Genomic DNA, 16,428 nt, shown 5'->3' with positions numbered 1-16,428 from the left:
GGGACGCAGGCTATCACCGCGAGCCCACCGGAGGATCCACTGTGGAGGATGTGGTGGTGGCGCGGCGGGGTGCCACCGCCGCGCCACCGGCCCGTCAACCCGGGGCGACCGCCCGCCCCGTCTGCGGTGAAATCATTCCCGCGCAGAGCCCGCGCGAAGCGAGCGTCTGGGCGATCCTCGGAATGGCGGAAAGGGTGTTGTTCGGCCATTCGTGCATCAGGATGACCTGGCCGTTCCCGAGCCGGGCGTTGGCCTGGACGATCGCGTCGACGCTCGCGTTGTTCCAGTCCCCCGAGTCGACGTCCCAGATGATCTGGCGGAGGCCGTACTTGGCCTCGACCGCCTGGACCGTCGCGTTCGTCTCCCCGTACGGCGGGCGGAACAGCCGGGGCGTGCCGCCGCCCGCGGCCGCGATCGCCTGCTGGGTCCGGGAAATCTCGGAATCCACCTGGCTCTGGCTCTGCTGCGTGAGGTGCGGGTGGGTGTAGCTGTGGTTGCCGACCCACATCCCCGCACTCACCTGGGCGCGGACCTGGGCCGGGTACGCGGCCGCGTACTGACCCTCGTTGAACATCGTGGCCCGCAACCCGTTCTGCCGCAGCGCGTTCAGCAGGGCCGGGGTGTGGGCGTTCGACGGCCCGTCGTCGAAGGTGAGGCCGACGTACCCGTTGCAGGCGGCGGCGTGCGCCGGCGTGACGGCGACGGTGCTCGCCACGGCGATGGCCGCGGTGGCCAGGAGGGTCGGCAGGAGACGCATGGTCAGCCCACCGTCAGGTTGGAGTTGCCGCTGCTCTGGTAGCCCTCGGTCGCGAGGATCATGTAGTAGTTGAAGCTGCCGAGCCGCATGCCGGCGCGGCCCCAGGCGTCGAAGTGGTTGCCGGTGGTGATGGTGCCGCCGGTCTTCTTCTGCTGCCGGACGCTCCAGTACTGGTTGAACGTCTTGGTCCCCTCGACGGACGGCGCGTTGTAGCGGGTCGTCTGGTAGATGTCGTAGGTCCCGCCGTCGCTGGTCACGGTGCCCTTGTACGTCCCGGTCGGCCGCCAGCTGCCCCAGTTGTCGACGATGTAGTACTCGACGAGCGGGTTGGACGTCCAGCCGTAGAGCGCCAGGTAGCTGTTGCCGGAGGGGTTGAAGCTGCCGGAGTAGTTCACGGTCCGCCGGCTGCCGTTGCTCCAGCCCTTGCCCGCGACGAAGTTGTTGACGTTGCTCCAGTTCGTCCGGTAGTTCCCGCCGGAACCGAGCGTCATGGAGACCGAGCCACCACCGGCGGTCCAGAACGAGTAGTAGTACCCGTTGTTGTTCCCGGTCTGGTTGGTGGTGATGACGGTGTCGGCCTTCGCGACCCCGGGGACGAGCGTGGCGGCGAGCGCAAGCGCCGCCCCGGTGACGAAGACCCTGAAACGACCACGGTTCTTGGTGTGCATGCTTCCTCCTCGTCGAGGCTGGCAGGCGAGCCAGGATGGCGAAAGCATGCGATCAACGGCCACGGTGGGGCAATAACTTTCGGAAAGTTTCGATGCTCCCGCGGCGTGAACTCCCCGTCAACCCCTAGGAATTCAGGGGGATTCCTTTTTCCGGGAAAGCGTTAGCGTAGGCGCCACACTGTTTGCGGACAACGGGGGGTTCACACCATGAAACGCATTGCGGCGACGGTCGCGCTCGGGATCGCCGTGACGGCCTTGCCCCTGGCGGCGGGCACGGCATCGGCGTCGGAGTCGGTCACCTGCGGCAACTACGCGACGCAGGGGGCGTCCGGGCCGAACGCGCGCGACTACTACTGGGGCAACTGCGGCTCCGCCGCCACGAAGATCAAGGTCTATTCCCTGACCTACGGCGGTGCCTTCAAGACCCTGGTCGGCGAAAGCTGCGTGCCCGCGGGCACCGCGGCCCTGCTCGGCCGGACAACGCAGTACCTGGTGTCGTCCTACACGGGCGAGGACACCCACACGGCCTGCTGACCGGCGGGCGGGGCGGGGTGAGCCGGGCCGGCTCACCCCGCACTCCCCTACTCGCGCAAGCCGATCGCGTCGATCGGCCGGGCCCGCAACGCCACCGACGTCGCCACCCCGATCGCGACCATGCCGAGCAGGACGGCGCCGGCGATGATTCCCCAGTAGACGGACAGCGGTCCCGCCGGGACCGGGTTGCCCCGCAGCCCGATGTTGAGCAGCCCCAACGGCAGCAGCGCCACCAGCGTTCCCATGACCACCGCGATCCCGACCGTGGTCAGTGCTTCGAGCCGCATCATGCGGGTCACCTGACGGCGGGTCGTGCCCACCAGCCGCAGCAGCGCGAACTCGCGGCTCCGCTGCGCGGTCGTCAGGACCAGCGTGTTGGCCACCGAAATCGCGAGGTACCCGACGATGACGCCGGCCGCGACGAGGTTCAGGTAGAACTGCGCCTGCCGTTCGCCCCCTTCCGGAGCGGCGGTGACCGACGCTGGGGCCACCGCCAGACCCGGGTACGGCAAGGCACGCAACGCCGAAGCCACCGCGTCCGCGTCCGCTCCGGGCTGGCGCCGGACCAGCACCGAGTCGTCCAAGCGTCCCCCGATGTGCTCGCGGGCCAGCGCGACCGGCAGCACGAAGTCACCGAAGGCCAGATCGTGCGTGTACGTGGCGACCAGCCGCAGCTTCGCCGGCACGCCGTCGCCGAAGTAGAACGAGACCTCGTCGCCGATCTTCTTGTCCAGCCAATCCGCTTCCGCGCGGCTCAGCGCCACCGTGCCGCCGGTCAGGTCGGTGATCCGCCCGGCGTCGACGCCCAGCTCGAGGGCGGCTGCAGCCTGGTCGCCCGCCAAACCCTGCGCGGGCGTCCGCTGGACCTCCATGCCGTCGCCCAAGGACGTCGCGGTGATCACGGACGTGCGGACCACCGGCGTCGCCCCGGCGACGCCCGGGATCCGCCGGACCTCCTCCGCGACGCCGGGTGGAACACCACCCGCACCGGTGAGCACGTAGTCGGCGGTCGTCGACCGCGCCGTCTCCTGCTGGGCCGCCGCCGTGGTGGCCATCGGCCCGTAGAACGTGACGAGCGCGAACCCCACGGCCAGCATCAGCGGGGTCACCGCCGCGGCGACGCGCCGGGCGTTGGCCTGGGCGTTCGCTCCCGCCAGGTACCCGCTGATCCGCCACAGCCGGGCCAGCACGGGGGCCAGGAACCGCATGACCAGCGCGGTCACCTGCGGCCCCACCACGGCCAGCCCGACGACGAGCACCAGCGTCGCCATCGACGATGTCGCAGCGGCGATGTCGCCGTGCAGGAAGAGCGGGACGAGTGCGCCGCCGAAGCCGGCCAGCACCAGGCCCCAGCCGGTGAGCAGGCGGCCGCGGCCGAGCTCGCGCCGTTCCACCGCGGCCTCGCCCAGCGCCTCGACGGGCCGGATCGACGACGGCCGCCGCGACGCCGCCCAGGCGGCCAGGCGGGCCGCACCCAGGCCCAGCAGGATCGCGGCCAGCAGCGGGAGCGGGCTGATCGCCAGCCCGAAGTCCGCCGGGATCACGCCGATGGCGGCGAACGCGTCCCGCAGCCCACCCGCGACCGCCAGGCCCAGCACGCTGCCCAGCAGCCCGGCGACGAGCGCGATCAGCGTCGTCTCGGTGCCGATCAGCTTGCGGATCTGCCGCGGGGTCGCCGCGATCGCGCGCAGCAGCGCGAACTCGCGGCGGCGCTGGTTGATGGTCAGGGCCAGGGTGCTCGCCACCACGAACACCGCGACGAGCAACGCGAAGCCGCCGAACGAGCCGGCGATCGCCAGCAGCAGCATCCGCGTCTGGCTGACGTCGAGGAACTCGATGCTGCTGCGCTCGACGCCCGTGGTGACCTCGGCGCCGTCCGCGACGGCCCGCACCCGGTCGGCCAGTGTTTCCGGCGCGGCCCCGGGGTCGGCGAGGACGCCGATCGCGTGGGCCTGGCCGGGCCGGCCGGCCAGCTCCGCGGCCCGTTCCGGCGTGAAGAACAGCGCCGACTGGCGGGACGTGCCGTCGACGACGCCGCTCACCTTCAACGTCTCCGGCCCCGACCGGGTGATGATCCGCACCTGCCCGCCGATGCCGACGTCGGCCCGGCGCGCCAGGTCGGCGTCCAGCACGACCTCGCCGGCGGCCGCGGGCGCGTCACCGCCGCGCAGGGTGAACGGCGCCAGCACGGCCGCGTCCCAGTTGTGGCCGAGGGACTCCGGCCCGCCGACGACCTGCCCGTCGCGGGCGACGACCTGCGCCGGGAAGCTCTGTTCCGCCACCGCCGCGCGCACCCCGGGCACCGCGGCGATCCGGCCGGCCAGTGCCACCGGGACGGTGGGCTGCTCACCGACCTGCTCGGCGGACAGGGCGTCGGCGCCGGGCGGCCGCACGGTCTGGGCCCCGCCGACGACGACGGCCGCGGCGGCGTACCGCTGGGTGGGGACGCCGGCACGCAGGCCGGACTCCATGAGGATTCCGCAGGCGGCCACGAGAGCGGTACCGCACAGGATCGCGATGAAGGCACCGGCGAACCCGCCGAGCCTGCTCCGCATGGTCTGCCAGGCGAGAGTCAGCACGCTCACCACTCCCCGAGGTGGGTCATCCGCTCCGCCACCCGCTCGGGGGTGGGGTGCGGGAGGTGGCCGGCCAGCTTGCCGTCGGCCAGGAAGAGGACGCCGTGCGCGGCGGAGGCCGCGACCGGGTCGTGGGTGACCATCAGCACGGTCTGCCCCATCCCCTCGACGACCGCGCGGAGCAGGTCCAGCACCTGCCGCCCGGTGCGGGTGTCGAGGGCGCCGGTCGGCTCGTCGGCCAGCACCACCTCGGGCCGGGTGACGAGTGCCCGCGCGATCGCGACGCGCTGCTGCTGCCCGCCGGACAGCTCCGCCGGGCGGTGCTCCAGCCGGTTCGCGATCCCCACGCCGTCGACGACCTCCCGCAGCCACTGCGGGTCCGGCTTGGTGCCGGCGAGCCGCATCGGCAGCGTGATGTTCTGCAGCACGTTCAGCGACGGCAGCAGGTTGTAGGCCTGGAAGACGAACCCGATCCGGGTGCGCCGCAGCTCCGTCAGCTCGCGTTCCTTCAGCCGGCCGATCTCGGTGCCGCCGAGCAGCACCCGCCCCGACGTCGGCCGGTCGAGGCCGGCCGCGCAGTGCAGGAAGGTGCTCTTGCCCGAGCCGGACGGGCCCATCACGGCGGTGAACGTCCCCCGCGCCACCTCCGCCGACACCCCGTCCAGCGCGGCGACCGCGCCGTCGCCGGAGCCGTACACCTTCCGCACCCCGCTCAGCTCCAGCGCGTACGCGCTCGCTGTGGTCATCTCTGTCCCCTTAAGACTGATCTTTGCGTCGCAACGAAAACTAGGTCGCGCGCACCGGGACTTCGATCCCGTGGAGGGGTGGATCGGGGGTAGCGCCAGCACCACCCCGGGGGCGGGGATCGACACGGTGGGGTGGGACACTGCCGTGGTGACGATCCGCCTGCGCGAGTGCTGGTCGGCGGGGCGCTACCTCGTGGTCGGCGCCGGCACTTCGCTGCTGTCGCTGTTCGCCCTCGCCGGGCTGTTCGCCGTGCTGCTGCTCTGCCCGTTCGGCGTCGGGATCCCGTCACTGGCCCCGGCGATCCGGCTGTCGCGGTGGCCGGTCGGGGTCGACCGCCGCCGCGCCGCGCGCCGCCTCGGCGAGCCGATCCCCGAGCCGTACCGGGCCGGCTCCCCGCTGAAGGACCCGGCCACCCGCCGCGACCTCGCGTGGCTGGCGATCCACGCCGCGACCGGGATGATCATCGGTGCGCTGGCGTTCGGCCTGCCGGTGGGCGCGGTCCAGCAGGTGATCACGGTCTTCGTCTGGCCCCTGGTCCCCGGCGGGCTCGAAGGCTCGCTCGGGATCGTCGTCGACTCCTGGCCGCGGGCCGCGCTGAACCTGCTCGTGGCCGCCGCCATGATCGCGGCGAGCCTGCAGCTGCCGCGCGTCGCGCGCTGGCAGGCGCGCACCGCGCGGAAGCTGCTCGCCCCCGCCCCGGGGGTCGTGCTGGCGGACCGGGTCGCCGAACTGACCGCGACCCGGGCGGCGGCGCTGGAGGCGCACGGCGCCGAGCTGCGCCGCATCGAGCGCGACCTGCACGACGGCACGCAGGCGCGGATCGCGGCGGTCGTGCTGCAGCTGGGCGTCGCCGGCCAGCTGTACGACCGCGACCCGGCCACCGCGCGCGATCTGCTGGTCAAGGCGCAGGACACCGCGACCGACGCGCTGGCCGAGCTGCGCACGGTCGTTCGCAGCATCCACCCGCCGCTGCTGAGCGAACGCGGCCTGGCCGGGGCGGTGCGCGCGCTCGCCGAACGCTGCCCGGTCCCGGCCGCCGTCGACGTCCGGTCCGAGGCCGGCCGCCCGGCCGCGGTCGAGGCCGCCGCGTACTTCGTCGTCGCCGAGGCGCTGGCCAACGTCACCAAGCACGCCGACGCGTCCCGGGTGGACATCACGCTCGGCGGCACGGCGAGCCTGCTGTGCCTGGAAATCCGCGACGACGGCCGCGGCGGCGCCGACGAGGCCGGAGGCAGCGGATTGGCCGGCATCCGCCGCCGCGCCGAAGCCTTCGACGGAACCCTCACCCTGACCAGCCCACCCGGTGGGCCGACCGTGCTGCGAGTGGAGCTGCCATGCGGGTCGTGATCGCCGAGGACGACGCTCTGCTGCGCGAGGGCCTCGCCCTGCTGCTGAAGACGGCGGGCATCGAGGTGGCCGCCGCGGTGGACAACGCCGAGGACTTCCTCGCCTTCATCGAGGGCGACCGCCCCGACGCGGTCGTGATGGACGTGCGCATGCCGCCGACCCACCGGGACGAGGGTCTGCGAGCGGCCGTGCGCGCCCGCGAGATCCACCCGGCGCTCCCGGTGCTGGTGCTGTCCGCGCACGTGGAGACGAGCTACGCGGTCGAGCTGCTCGCCGACGGCGTCGGCGGGGTCGGCTACCTGCTCAAGGAGCGCGTCGGCAAGGTCGAGCGGTTCCTCGACGCGCTCCGGCGGGTCGCGAAGGGCGGCACGGCGATGGATCCCGAAGTGATCGGGCAGCTGATGTCCCGCCGCCGCGCCGCGGATCCGCTGGCCGCGTTGACCGCGCGGGAGCGTGAAGTGCTGGCGCTGATGGCCGAGGGCTACAACAACAGCACGATCGCCGAGCTCCTGGTCGTCAGCGACGGCGCGGTGCTCAAGCACATCAGGAACATCTTCGCGAAGCTCGGGCTGCCCTCCGACGAAGGTGCCGGGCACCGGCGGGTGCTGGCGGTGCTGGCCTACCTCGGCCGGGACGCGGGGTAGCGCAGGCACCACCCCGGATCCGGGTGCGGACGGCATCGTCTCGGTTCCTCTCCGGTCCTAACGTTCCTGTCATGACCGAAACCAACGTCTCCACCCGCACTTCGACCGCCGTTTCCCTCTGGCTGGTCCTCGTCGTCAGCTCCGCGGTCAACGCGGGCGGTCCCTTGGTGGGCCTGGACTTCACCGTCCGAATGATCGCCGGCGGCGTCGCGATCGCGGCGATCGCGGGGCTGATCACCCACTACGTCCGCCGCAAGCGCTAAGCCTCCGCCGAGAGGGCTTTCAGCAAGTCTCGCAACGCTTCCTGCTGGTCGGCCCGCAGCGAACCCAGCGGCGACCCGTCACCGAGCAGCTTCAAGGCCTCCTCACGACGCTGGAGACCTGCCGCCGTGAGGACGATCTGCTTGGCCCGCCGGTCCGTGGGGTGCGGGTGGCGCTTCAGCAGGCCGCGCTCCTCGAGGCGGTCCAGCACGAACGTCGCGTTCGAAGCTTCGCACGCCATGCGCGCCGCCAGCTCGCGGGCGGTGATCGGCTCCGACAGCTCGCGCAGCGCCACCACCTGGCTCGGGGTGAGCCCCATGGTGTCCGCGACCCGGCGGACGTGGCCGTCGAGGGTGCGCGCGAGCCCGTGGACCAGCTTGCACACGTCGCGGTCGATCTCCTCGCTCCCCATGCCCCGACTCTAGCGGTCATGGTTCGAGCTGTGATAGTTCTAGTTCGAAAGATATCAACTCGAACTATCTGGGGGTTCGCGTGGCCGTCTTTTCCCTGATGCTCGTCGTGTTCAGCCTCACGACCGGCGAGTTCGTGGTGTCCGGCATCCTCCCGGACGTCGCGGGCGGGCTGGCCGTCCCGCTTTCGGCGGCCGGGCTGCTGACGACCGCCTACGCGCTCGGCATGATCGTCGGCGGCCCGGTCGTCACGCTGCTGACCGCGCGGGTCTCCCGCAAGCCCCTGATCATCGGGCTGGTCACCACCTCCGTGCTGGCGAACGCGGCGTCCGCGGTCGCGCCGGGGTACGCCGTCCTGCTGGTTTCGCGGGTGCTCGCCGGCCTGGTCGTGGCGACCTTCTTCGCCGTCGCGATCGCCACTGCGGCGACGGACGCCCCGCCGGGCAAGCAAGGCTCGGCCGTGGCCAGGGTGGCGCTGGGCATGAACCTCGGCATCGTCCTCGGCGCCCCGCTGGGCACGTTCGTGGGACAGCACCTCGGCTGGCGCGCGACGTTCTGGTCCGTCTCGGCCGCCGCGGCGGTGGCGCTGCTGGCGGTGCTCCGGTTCGTCCCGGACCGGCCGTCGGCGACGACCGGTCCGGTGGCCGGGGAACTGCGGGTCTTCGCGGACCGCCGGGTGCAGCTGGCGATCGCGCTCACCGCGGTCGGCAACGTCGGCGTCCTGACGGTCTTCACCTACCTCGCCCCGCTGCTGACCGAGGTCGGCGGCTTCCCCGCCGGCGCCGTGCCGGTGCTCCTGCTCGGCTACGGCGCCGGCGCGGTCGCCGGCAACGCCCTCGGTGGCCGGCTGGCAGACCGGACGCTTCTGCCGTCACTGGCCGGGTTGCTCGCCGCGCTGGCCGGCGTGCTCGCCCTCGCCTGGCTGAGCGGCGGCAATCCGGTCGCGACCGTCGTGTCGACCGTCCTGCTGGGCGCGCTCGCCTTCGCGATCGTGCCCGGCATGCAGACCCGCGTGATCACGGCCGCGGGCGCCGCGCCGACGCTGGCCGTGGCGGTCAACGCGGCCGGCTACCAGCTCGCCGCGGCGTTCGCCGGCTGGCTGGGCGGCCGGGTCCTCGACGCGGGCGGCGCGCGGCCGATCTACCTCGTCGCCGCTCTCTTCACCGTCGCCGGGCTGGGGATCGCCCGGTATTCGCTGCGCCGGGACCGGCGGGCGTCGGCACCGTCGTGACGAGCGACGTCCGCAGCGGCACGGCCAAGGCCAGCGCCGCCACGACGAGCGCCGCGGCGATCCAAAAAGGACTCACCGCGGTCAGGAGCGCGCCGGCGAGCACGGGACCGGCCGTGGCGCCGAGGTTGAGGGCCGCGGTCGCGAAGGACCCCGCCATCGTCGGTGCGCCGGTCGCGAGGTGCAGGATCCGCGCGGTCGGGGCCAGCGCGATCCAGCCGGCCAGCAGCAGCGGACCGCCGAGCGCGACAACCTGGCCGGGCCACCGGTCCGCGAGCCGCCCCGCCGCCGTGACGCCGGCGCCAGGTAAGTGATGCACCCGGGAAGCGGGAGTTACCGGGCTGCCGGGATGACCGGCAGCCCGGTCCTGGACGCTTCGGGGCTCGACATGCGCCCGACCCTACCGGATCGGCCGCCGAACGGACGAGCCGTCCACTAAGGACGGAGACTGCGGAGCATCAGGTCGGCGAAGTGCGCCCCCACCTGTTCGCCCGACAGCTCGCCTTCGGGGTGGTACCACATGCCCAGCCGGTGGATGGCGCCGAAGTGGTAGTTGATCACCAGGTCGGCCGGGACGTCGTCGCGGAAGAGCCCGGCCCGCTGGCCTTCGGCGACCAGGTCCCGCACCCGCTCGTGGTAGGTGCGCCGCTCGGCCCGCACCTGGACCTGCTTGGACTTCTCCAGCAGCGGGAACGACTGGAAGAACACGGTCGCCGCGTCGAGGTCGGCGATGCTCGTGACGACGACGTCGGCGACGATCGCGTGCAGCCGCTCCGGCAGCGGCAGGTCCGACTCGGCGATCGTCACCATCCGCCGCGTCTGCATCCGCAGCATCGCGGCGTAGATCTCGAAGAGCAGGTCGTCCTTGGACTCGAAGTAGTGGTAGAGGCCGCCCTTGGTGACGCCGGCCGCTTCGACGATCTCCCGGACCGTCGTCGCCTCGAAGCCCTTCTCTGCGAACAGCCGCACCGCCGCCCGCACGACCTTGTCCCTGACCGTCATGGCGCCACCCTATGTGAGCGGGTGGGCCGGGCCGTGTCCACCACAGCCCGGCCCCTGCCTCACTTGCTCAGCAGGTTGACCTGCTCCGGCGTCGCGCGCTCACCGGCGTATGGCGTGATCGCCCCGGTGCCGCGGTCGGTGACAGCCGGTGGCTGGATCACCGTCGTCGTGGTGTCCGGGTTGATCTTGAACACGTACGCGCCGGTGTAGCCGGCGTGCGAGTCCTTCGAGAACCCGAACGGCGTCAGCCCGGGCCCCTTGAGCACGCCGGAGCTCATCGCGTCGACCACCTTCTGCCGCGTCGGGTCCGGCCCGGCCGCCTTGAGCGCCTGCCCGAACGTGTAGGCCTGGACCATGCCGAACAGCACGGTGTTGGTGAACGGCTCCTTCGCGATGTACTTGTCGTGGATGCCCTTGAAGTAGGCGACCCACGGGTCCGACGTCTGCGCGACGTCGGGCAGGTACCCGGTGCCGATCAGGCCGGCCAGCAGCTGCCCGCTGGAGACGCTGGCGCCGCCGCGCTTGGCGAAGTCCTGCAGCAGCCCGGCCAGCGTCGCCGGGTCCGCGCCGATGCTGCTGACCACGAACTGCGGGTGGTAGCCGATCTTCGCCGCGGCCAGGATGGCCAGCGCGGTGAACGCCGGGATGCAGGCGCAGACGACGACCTCGGCGCCGGCCGCCTTGAGCGCGGACAGCTGCGGCGTGACGTCGGTGTTGGCGCTGTCGTAGCCCTGCCGGACGACGGCCTGGTCCTTGACGAACTGGTCGAGCCCGGCCTGGGTGTCGCGGCCGACGTCGTCGTTCTGCGTGAAGTACCCGATCTTCTTGCCGGCGAAGTGGTCCTTGATGTACTTGCCCTGGACCTTGCCCTCGCGGGTGTAGTCCACCTGGTACCCGAAGGTCATCGGCGCCTTCTGCGGGTTGTCCCAGGCGAGCGCGCCCGAGGACACCAGCAGGTCCGGCACGCCTTCGGTGTTCAGGTAGTCGACGACCTTGGAGTGGGTCGGCGTGCCGAGCCCGCCGACGATCGCGAACACCTTGTCCTGCAGGACGAGCTTCTTCACGACCTCGACGGTCTTCGTCGGGTTGTAGCCGTCGTCCTCGACGCGGTAGTCGATCTTGCGGCCGTTGATCCCGCCGCCGTCGTTGATCGCCTGGTACACCGCGCGGGCGCCGGCGGAGATCTTGCTGTACCCGGGCGCGGCCGGGCCGGTGAGCGGCTGGTGGGTGCCGATGACGACCGTGTCTTTGGTGACGCCGACGGCCGAATCGGTGGCGGCTTGCCCGCCACCGCCGTCGCTCTCCCCCGCGCCGCCGCACGCGCCGAGTGCCAGTGTCAGGACCGCGATCCCGGCGACGGTTCTAGTGGTTCTCATGGATCTCCTTCTGCTCGGCGGATCGACGGAGAAGCCCGCGCAGCCACTGGAACCCGCCCTGGATGCCGCGCGGGAAGGCGAGCACGACGACGATGAGGATCACGCCGTACACCGCCAGCGGGAGGTTGTTGGCCACGTCGGTGTTCAGGTGCAGGACGTCGGCGAGGTCCTCGGACCAGGCCTGGAAGTACACGAGCGCGACCGCGCCCCACAGCGCGCCCCACAGGGAGCCGAGCCCGCCCAGCACCACGGCCGCGAGCAGGCTCAGCGACAGCGCGGGGGTGAACGAGCCGGGCGCGGCGGTGCCGAGCAGGAACGCCTGCAGGCCACCGGCGAGCCCGCCGCACACCGCGCTGACCAGGAACGCGAGGATCTTCGTGCGTCCGACGGCGATCCCGCCCAGCGCCGCGGCGACCTCGTCGTCGCGGACCGCGCGGAAGTCGCGGCCGAGCCGGCCGCGGACGATGTTCACCACCAGCACCAGCGCGACGAGCACGCTGAGCCAGACGATCCAGGTCTGCCACCGCAGTTCCGGGACGACGCCGACCACCGCGGCCGGTCTGCTGTGGACGGTGAAGCTCAACCCGTTGCTGCCGCCCAGCAGATCCGGGAACCGGCGGGTGAGCGCGGGCAGGCCGACGGCCAGTGCCAGGGTCGCCCCGGCGAGGTACGGGCCGCGCAGCCGGGCCGCCGCGGCGCCCGCCAGCAGCCCGGCGAGCCCACCGGCGGCCGACGCCAGCAGCAGGTCCGCCCACAGCGGGAACGACGGGACGCGGCGCACCAGCAGCGCCACCGTGTAGGCGCCGATGAACATGAAGGCGCCGTGGCCCAGGGAAACCTGCCCGGTGAGGCCGGTCAGCAGGGTCAGCCCGGCCACCGCGATCAGGTAGTAGCCGATCGTCGCGATGCGCAGGTTGGTGAACTCGTCGGTGACCAGGGTCAGTGCCACGATCACCGCGAGCGCCCCCAGCGCGGCCAGCGCGTGGACGAGCAGCGGCGGCAGGGCCCGGCGCTTCTCCGGCGTGTCCACCCGGGTTTCCGGGAGTTCCGTGCGCACGCTCATACCCGCCTCACCTTGGCCCGGCCGAACAACCCGGCGGGCCGCAGCGTCAGCACGACCACCAGGATCGCCAGCGCGGCGATCGTCACCATCTCCGGTCCGAGGTAACCGGACACATAGGACAGTCCGACGCCGAGGACGAACCCGCCGGCGATGGTGCCCAGCGGGTTGTCGAGGCCGCCGAGCACCGCCGCGGTGAGCGCGTAGACGAAGACGCCGTCCAGCACGTTCGGGAAGAGGAACGGCGGGGTGGCGAGCAGCCCGGCGAGCGAGCCGACGGCCGCGGCCAGCCCCCAGCCGGCGGTGAGCATCAGCCCGACCCGCACGCCGAGGGTCCGCGCCACTTCGGGAGCGAACGCCGCCGCGCGCATCCGCAGGCCCAGCGGCGTGTACTTGAACACCACCAGCACCACCGCGGCGATGGCGAGCACCACCAAGACCACGAACAGGTCGTTGGCGGAGAACCGGCCGCGGAAGTCGAACGCGTACGGGAACGCCAGCGGCTCGTTGGACCAGATCATGCCCGCGACCGCCTGCAGCACCAGCAGAAGCCCGAGGGTGACGATGATCGAGCTGAGCTCGGAGCGGTGCCGCAGCGGCCGGATCAGCAGCCGTTCGGTGGCGACGCCCAGCACGGTCCCGGCGACGATGGCGACGGCGAAACCGAGCCAGTAGCTGCCCGTCGCCTTCGTCACCGAGTACGCGAGGTACGTCGAAATCAACGCGAGGGCGGGTTGCGCGAAGTTCACCACCCGGGTGGCCCGGTAGATGATGACCAGGGCGAGCCCGAGCGCCGCGTACACCGCGCCGGCCGAGATCCCGCCGAGGGTCAGGTCGAAGAAGTCCTGCATACCGGACCAGTCACCTCCCGATCGGAGAAAGAGTCAGAAACCGAGGTAGGCGTGGCGGAGGCCGTCGTCGGCCAGCAGTTCCGCCGCGGTGTCGACCGCCACGACGCGGCCGAGCGCGAGGACGTACCCGCGGTCGGCGATGGACAGCGCGCTGTGCGCGTTCTGCTCGACGAGCACGACGGTGAGCCCGGTGGAAGCCCGCAGATCGCGCAGGATGCCCATGATCCGGGCGGTGATCAGCGGTGCGAGGCCGAGCGACGGTTCGTCGAGCAGCAGCAGGCCGGGCCGGCTCATCAGGGCGCGGCCGATGGCCAGCATCTGCCGTTCGCCGCCGGAGAGCGTCGAGGCGGGTTTGGCCGAACGTTCTTCCAGCGCGGGGAAAAGCTCGTACATCTCCCGGCGGGCGGCCGCGCGGTCGGCCCGGTCGCGCCGCCACAGAGCGCCCAGCCGGAGGTTCTCGTCGACGGTCAGCTCGGTGATCACCCCGCCGCCTTCGGGCACGTGCGCCACCCCGCCGCGGGCGATGCGGTCCGGCGCCAGCCCCGTCAATTCCTTGCCGGCCCAGGTGATCCGGCCGCCGCGGGCGGGCTGCAGGCCGCTGATCGTGCGCAGCAGCGTCGTCTTGCCCGCGCCGTTCGCGCCGAGCACGGCGGTGATCGCGCCGCGCTCGACGGTGATGCCGACGCCGTCGAGCGCGCTGACCGCGCCGTAGGCCACGGAAAGCTCTTCGATCTCAAGCACCGGGCGCCTCCTCGGCGGGGTCGCCGAGGTACGCCTCGGCCACGCGGGGGTCGGCCTGGATCTCGGCCGGGGTGCCGGCCGCGATCACCTCGCCGAAGTTCAGCACCACGACCCGGTCGCAGACCTCCATGACGAGGTCCATGTGGTGTTCGACGAGCACGACCGCCATGTGCCGCCGGAGCGAAACGATCAACGTCGAAAGCTCGGCGAGCTCGGCGGCCGACAGCCCGCTCGCGGGTTCGTCGAGCAGGAGCAGATCGGGGTCGGCCACGAGGGCGCGGGCGAGCGCGACGCGTTTCCGCACGCCGTAGGGCAGAACGCCGGGTAGCCGGCCGGCGAGGTCGGCGATGCCGAGCTCGCCGAGGGTTGCGCGGGCGCGGGTGGCCAACGCGGCTTCGTCGCGCGCCGAGCGACCGGCGCCGGCGAGCGCGGGGAGCAGGCCGGTCCGCGCGTGGCGGCCCGCACCGGCCATCACGTTCTCGAGCACGGTCAGCCCGGGGAACAGGCCGAGGCCCTGCAGCGTCCGGACGATGCCGAGCCGGGCGAGGTGCTCGGGGCGGTGCCGGACGAGCGGCCGTCCCCGCCACAGCACGCGGCCCGCCTGGGGCCGGACGAACCCGCAGACGACGTTGAACAGCGTCGTCTTGCCCGCGCCGTTGGGTCCGATCACCCCGACGACGGTGCCGGCGTCGACGCTCAAGTGGACGTCGTGCAGGGCGGTGAGCCCGCCGAAGCGCACGGTGAGGCCGTCGACCACGAGCAGGTCCTCGCCGGGCAGAGCCTCACCAAGAGGGGTCATCATCGACTCTCCCGTCTCTCCCGTCCCACTATGTGGACCAGGCCGTACCGCGCGGTCGGTATGAAGAGGGTGGGCTGCGGCGGCGGTCGTGTCAAGGTGCGAATCGCCGAAACCGGACCCGGCGCGGAACTTTCGAAGTATCCGGCGGCCGCGGGAAGTCCTGGCCGCACGAAGAAGGGCGGGTGCGCAGCTTCGCGCACCCGCCCTTTCTTCGTACTGCCGGTCTCCGCTCAGCCGTTGCCGGTCTGCGGCGCGATCATCGAGGAAGCGTCGATCCTCGTCTGGACGACGCCCAGCTGCCGCAACAGGTCCGGCACCCGCTGGATGCGGCGGGCGTCCAAAGTGGAGGCGAACGCGGGCATCACCATCAGGCTGGCGATGTCCTGGTCCACGCGGGCGTTGCGGACGACGAGCGGTTCGATCCGGGCGCGGTCCACCGCCGCACGCGTGGCGTTGAGCATCGCGCGCTGGAACGCGGCGAGGGTCTTCGGGTGGTCCTGGACCCACTTGGCGGTGGCGCCGTAGCCGGTGAGCGGGAAGTTCTGCGTGCTGCCGCTGGCCGCGTCGACCACCGGGTACGCGCCGGCCGTCCGGGCGGCCTGGGTGAGGAACGGCTCCGGCTGGTAGGCCGCGTCGACCCGGCCCTGCGCCAGCGCGGCGCTCATTTCCCCCAGCGGCATGGGGACCCACTGCACGTTGCCGGGGTCGACGCCGTGGTCGCGCATCACCGACCGGGTCAGCACGTCCGAAGCCGCGTTCTTCGAGCTGATCGCGATCCGCTTGCCGCCGAGGTCCTTCACGGTCTTCACCGGGGAGTTCGGCACGGTGACGACCTCGTTGCTGCGCGGGCTCGCCGAGGTGCCGTCGGTCACCAGCTTCACGTCCGCGGAACCGCTGTTCTTCGCCAGGAAGAACAGCGTGTAGGTGGACAGCGCGAGGTCGTCCTGGCCGTTCGCCATCCGGGTCAGCGTCTCCTGACCGCTGGCGCCGACGTCGGTCTGCACTTCGAGGCCTTCGGCCTTGAAGTACCCGCCCTCCTGCGCCAGCCACAGGGGAGCGAGGTCGACGGTGGTGAGGATGGCGACCCGGATCGACGGCTTTTCGACGGCACCGCCGCTCTTGGACCCGCCGGGCTGACTGCACCCGCTCAGGAGGGCGACGACGACCAGAGCGAGCACGGCGAGCCGGCGTGTCGAGGCGCGTTGGGGCATACCACTCCTCGGAAAAGAATCTTCAGACCACGGAATCCGGCTCGTCGAGCCGTGATTCGCCGGACTGTAGATGACGATTTCCGCGGCCGCAAATCGTTGCCAGTAACTGCCGGCGCGGTGATCACCGCAGGAAACAAACCCACGAGAACCCGGTACAGAGGGTGATCGATGTCCGCCAACCGGACCAGCACATCACTGCAGATGCTCGCCACCAGA

At 72.1% G+C, this 16,428-nt stretch carries 18 protein-coding genes; 5 read left to right on the top strand and 13 right to left on the bottom strand.

The window, feature by feature from the left end; genetic code table 11:
- Positions 1-94 precede the first annotated feature (94 nt).
- Positions 95-757 (bottom strand): polysaccharide deacetylase family protein, encoded by a 663-nt coding sequence (locus AB0M80_RS30730; protein WP_364571909.1) that lies wholly within the window; start codon positions 755-757, stop codon positions 95-97.
- A gap of 2 nt (positions 758-759) precedes the next feature.
- On the bottom strand, positions 760-1,425 hold the full coding sequence (locus AB0M80_RS30725; protein ID WP_364571907.1) for a glycoside hydrolase family 11 protein: 666 nt from the start codon (positions 1,423-1,425) through the stop codon (positions 760-762).
- 207 nt (positions 1,426-1,632) lie between these two features.
- Here AB0M80_RS30725 and AB0M80_RS30720 point away from each other — a divergent pair, with 207 nt between their 5' ends.
- On the top strand, positions 1,633-1,959 hold the full coding sequence (locus tag AB0M80_RS30720; RefSeq protein WP_364571905.1) for a hypothetical protein: 327 nt from the start codon (positions 1,633-1,635) through the stop codon (positions 1,957-1,959).
- Positions 1,960-2,006: 47 nt separating this feature from the next.
- On the opposite strand, the gene AB0M80_RS30715 is transcribed toward AB0M80_RS30720, so the two are convergent.
- Entirely contained in the window at positions 2,007-4,547 is a 2,541-nt protein-coding gene (locus tag AB0M80_RS30715) for an FtsX-like permease family protein (RefSeq protein WP_364571903.1), read from the bottom strand.
- Complete coding sequence (locus AB0M80_RS30710) at positions 4,541-5,281, bottom strand: ABC transporter ATP-binding protein (protein WP_364571901.1); 741 nt, start codon at positions 5,279-5,281, stop codon at positions 4,541-4,543. The genes AB0M80_RS30715 and AB0M80_RS30710 overlap by 7 nt, the downstream gene beginning before the upstream one ends.
- A gap of 148 nt (positions 5,282-5,429) precedes the next feature.
- Between AB0M80_RS30710 and AB0M80_RS30705 the strand changes: the two genes are divergently transcribed.
- The 3 genes from AB0M80_RS30705 (at position 5,430) to AB0M80_RS30695 (ending at position 7,536) form a co-directional block, all read left to right on the top strand.
- Positions 5,430-6,629, top strand: a complete 1,200-nt coding sequence (locus AB0M80_RS30705) for a sensor histidine kinase (RefSeq protein WP_364571899.1) — start codon at positions 5,430-5,432, stop codon at positions 6,627-6,629.
- The gene (locus AB0M80_RS30700) at positions 6,617-7,273 is read left to right on the top strand and encodes a response regulator transcription factor (RefSeq protein ID WP_364571897.1); all 657 of its coding nucleotides are present in this window, start codon (positions 6,617-6,619) and stop codon (positions 7,271-7,273) included. The genes AB0M80_RS30705 and AB0M80_RS30700 overlap by 13 nt, the downstream gene beginning before the upstream one ends.
- Positions 7,274-7,344: 71 nt before the next feature.
- Positions 7,345-7,536: a hypothetical protein gene (locus AB0M80_RS30695; protein WP_364571895.1), complete on the top strand. Its 192-nt coding sequence runs from the start codon at positions 7,345-7,347 to the stop codon at positions 7,534-7,536.
- Here the strand turns inward: AB0M80_RS30695 and AB0M80_RS30690 are convergent.
- Positions 7,533-7,946, bottom strand: coding sequence for a MarR family transcriptional regulator (locus tag AB0M80_RS30690; protein ID WP_364571893.1), 414 nt, complete (start codon positions 7,944-7,946; stop codon positions 7,533-7,535). The genes AB0M80_RS30695 and AB0M80_RS30690 overlap by 4 nt on opposite strands.
- 80 nt (positions 7,947-8,026) lie before the next feature.
- Between AB0M80_RS30690 and AB0M80_RS30685 the strand changes: the two genes are divergently transcribed.
- A complete protein-coding gene (locus tag AB0M80_RS30685; RefSeq protein ID WP_364571891.1) occupies positions 8,027-9,175 on the top strand; it encodes an MFS transporter in 1,149 nt (382 codons plus the stop codon).
- Here the strand turns inward: AB0M80_RS30685 and AB0M80_RS30680 are convergent.
- From AB0M80_RS30680 to AB0M80_RS30645, 8 genes are all read right to left on the bottom strand, one after another.
- Positions 9,105-9,491, bottom strand: coding sequence for a hypothetical protein (locus tag AB0M80_RS30680; RefSeq protein WP_364571889.1), 387 nt, complete (start codon positions 9,489-9,491; stop codon positions 9,105-9,107). The genes AB0M80_RS30685 and AB0M80_RS30680 overlap by 71 nt on opposite strands.
- 116 nt (positions 9,492-9,607) lie before the next feature.
- Positions 9,608-10,174, bottom strand: coding sequence for a TetR/AcrR family transcriptional regulator (locus AB0M80_RS30675; RefSeq protein WP_364571887.1), 567 nt, complete (start codon positions 10,172-10,174; stop codon positions 9,608-9,610).
- A 59-nt stretch (positions 10,175-10,233) separates the two neighbouring features.
- Entirely contained in the window at positions 10,234-11,550 is a 1,317-nt protein-coding gene (locus tag AB0M80_RS30670) for an ABC transporter substrate-binding protein (RefSeq protein WP_364571885.1), read from the bottom strand.
- Positions 11,537-12,613 carry a branched-chain amino acid ABC transporter permease gene (locus AB0M80_RS30665; protein WP_364571883.1) on the bottom strand — a complete coding sequence of 359 codons (1,077 nt, stop codon included), beginning with the start codon at positions 12,611-12,613 and terminating at the stop codon, positions 11,537-11,539. Before AB0M80_RS30665 ends, AB0M80_RS30670 begins: the two co-directional genes overlap by 14 nt.
- Positions 12,610-13,461, bottom strand: coding sequence for a branched-chain amino acid ABC transporter permease (locus tag AB0M80_RS30660; RefSeq protein WP_364571881.1), 852 nt, complete (start codon positions 13,459-13,461; stop codon positions 12,610-12,612). The genes AB0M80_RS30665 and AB0M80_RS30660 overlap by 4 nt, the downstream gene beginning before the upstream one ends.
- A gap of 33 nt (positions 13,462-13,494) precedes the next feature.
- On the bottom strand, positions 13,495-14,202 hold the full coding sequence (locus tag AB0M80_RS30655) for an ABC transporter ATP-binding protein (RefSeq protein ID WP_364571879.1): 708 nt from the start codon (positions 14,200-14,202) through the stop codon (positions 13,495-13,497).
- Positions 14,195-15,001 (bottom strand): ABC transporter ATP-binding protein, encoded by an 807-nt coding sequence (locus AB0M80_RS30650; protein WP_364572182.1) that lies wholly within the window; start codon positions 14,999-15,001, stop codon positions 14,195-14,197. Before AB0M80_RS30650 ends, AB0M80_RS30655 begins: the two co-directional genes overlap by 8 nt.
- Positions 15,002-15,231: 230 nt before the next feature.
- A complete protein-coding gene (locus tag AB0M80_RS30645; protein ID WP_364571877.1) occupies positions 15,232-16,212 on the bottom strand; it encodes an ABC transporter substrate-binding protein in 981 nt (326 codons plus the stop codon).
- Between the last annotated feature and the right edge of the window lie 216 nt (positions 16,213-16,428).

The organism is Amycolatopsis sp. NPDC051045, assembly GCF_040682955.1.
Taxonomy (GTDB): domain Bacteria; phylum Actinomycetota; class Actinomycetes; order Mycobacteriales; family Pseudonocardiaceae; genus Amycolatopsis.
Note: the sequence above shows the minus strand (reverse complement) of the source record. Positions and strands in the feature narration are given on the sequence as shown.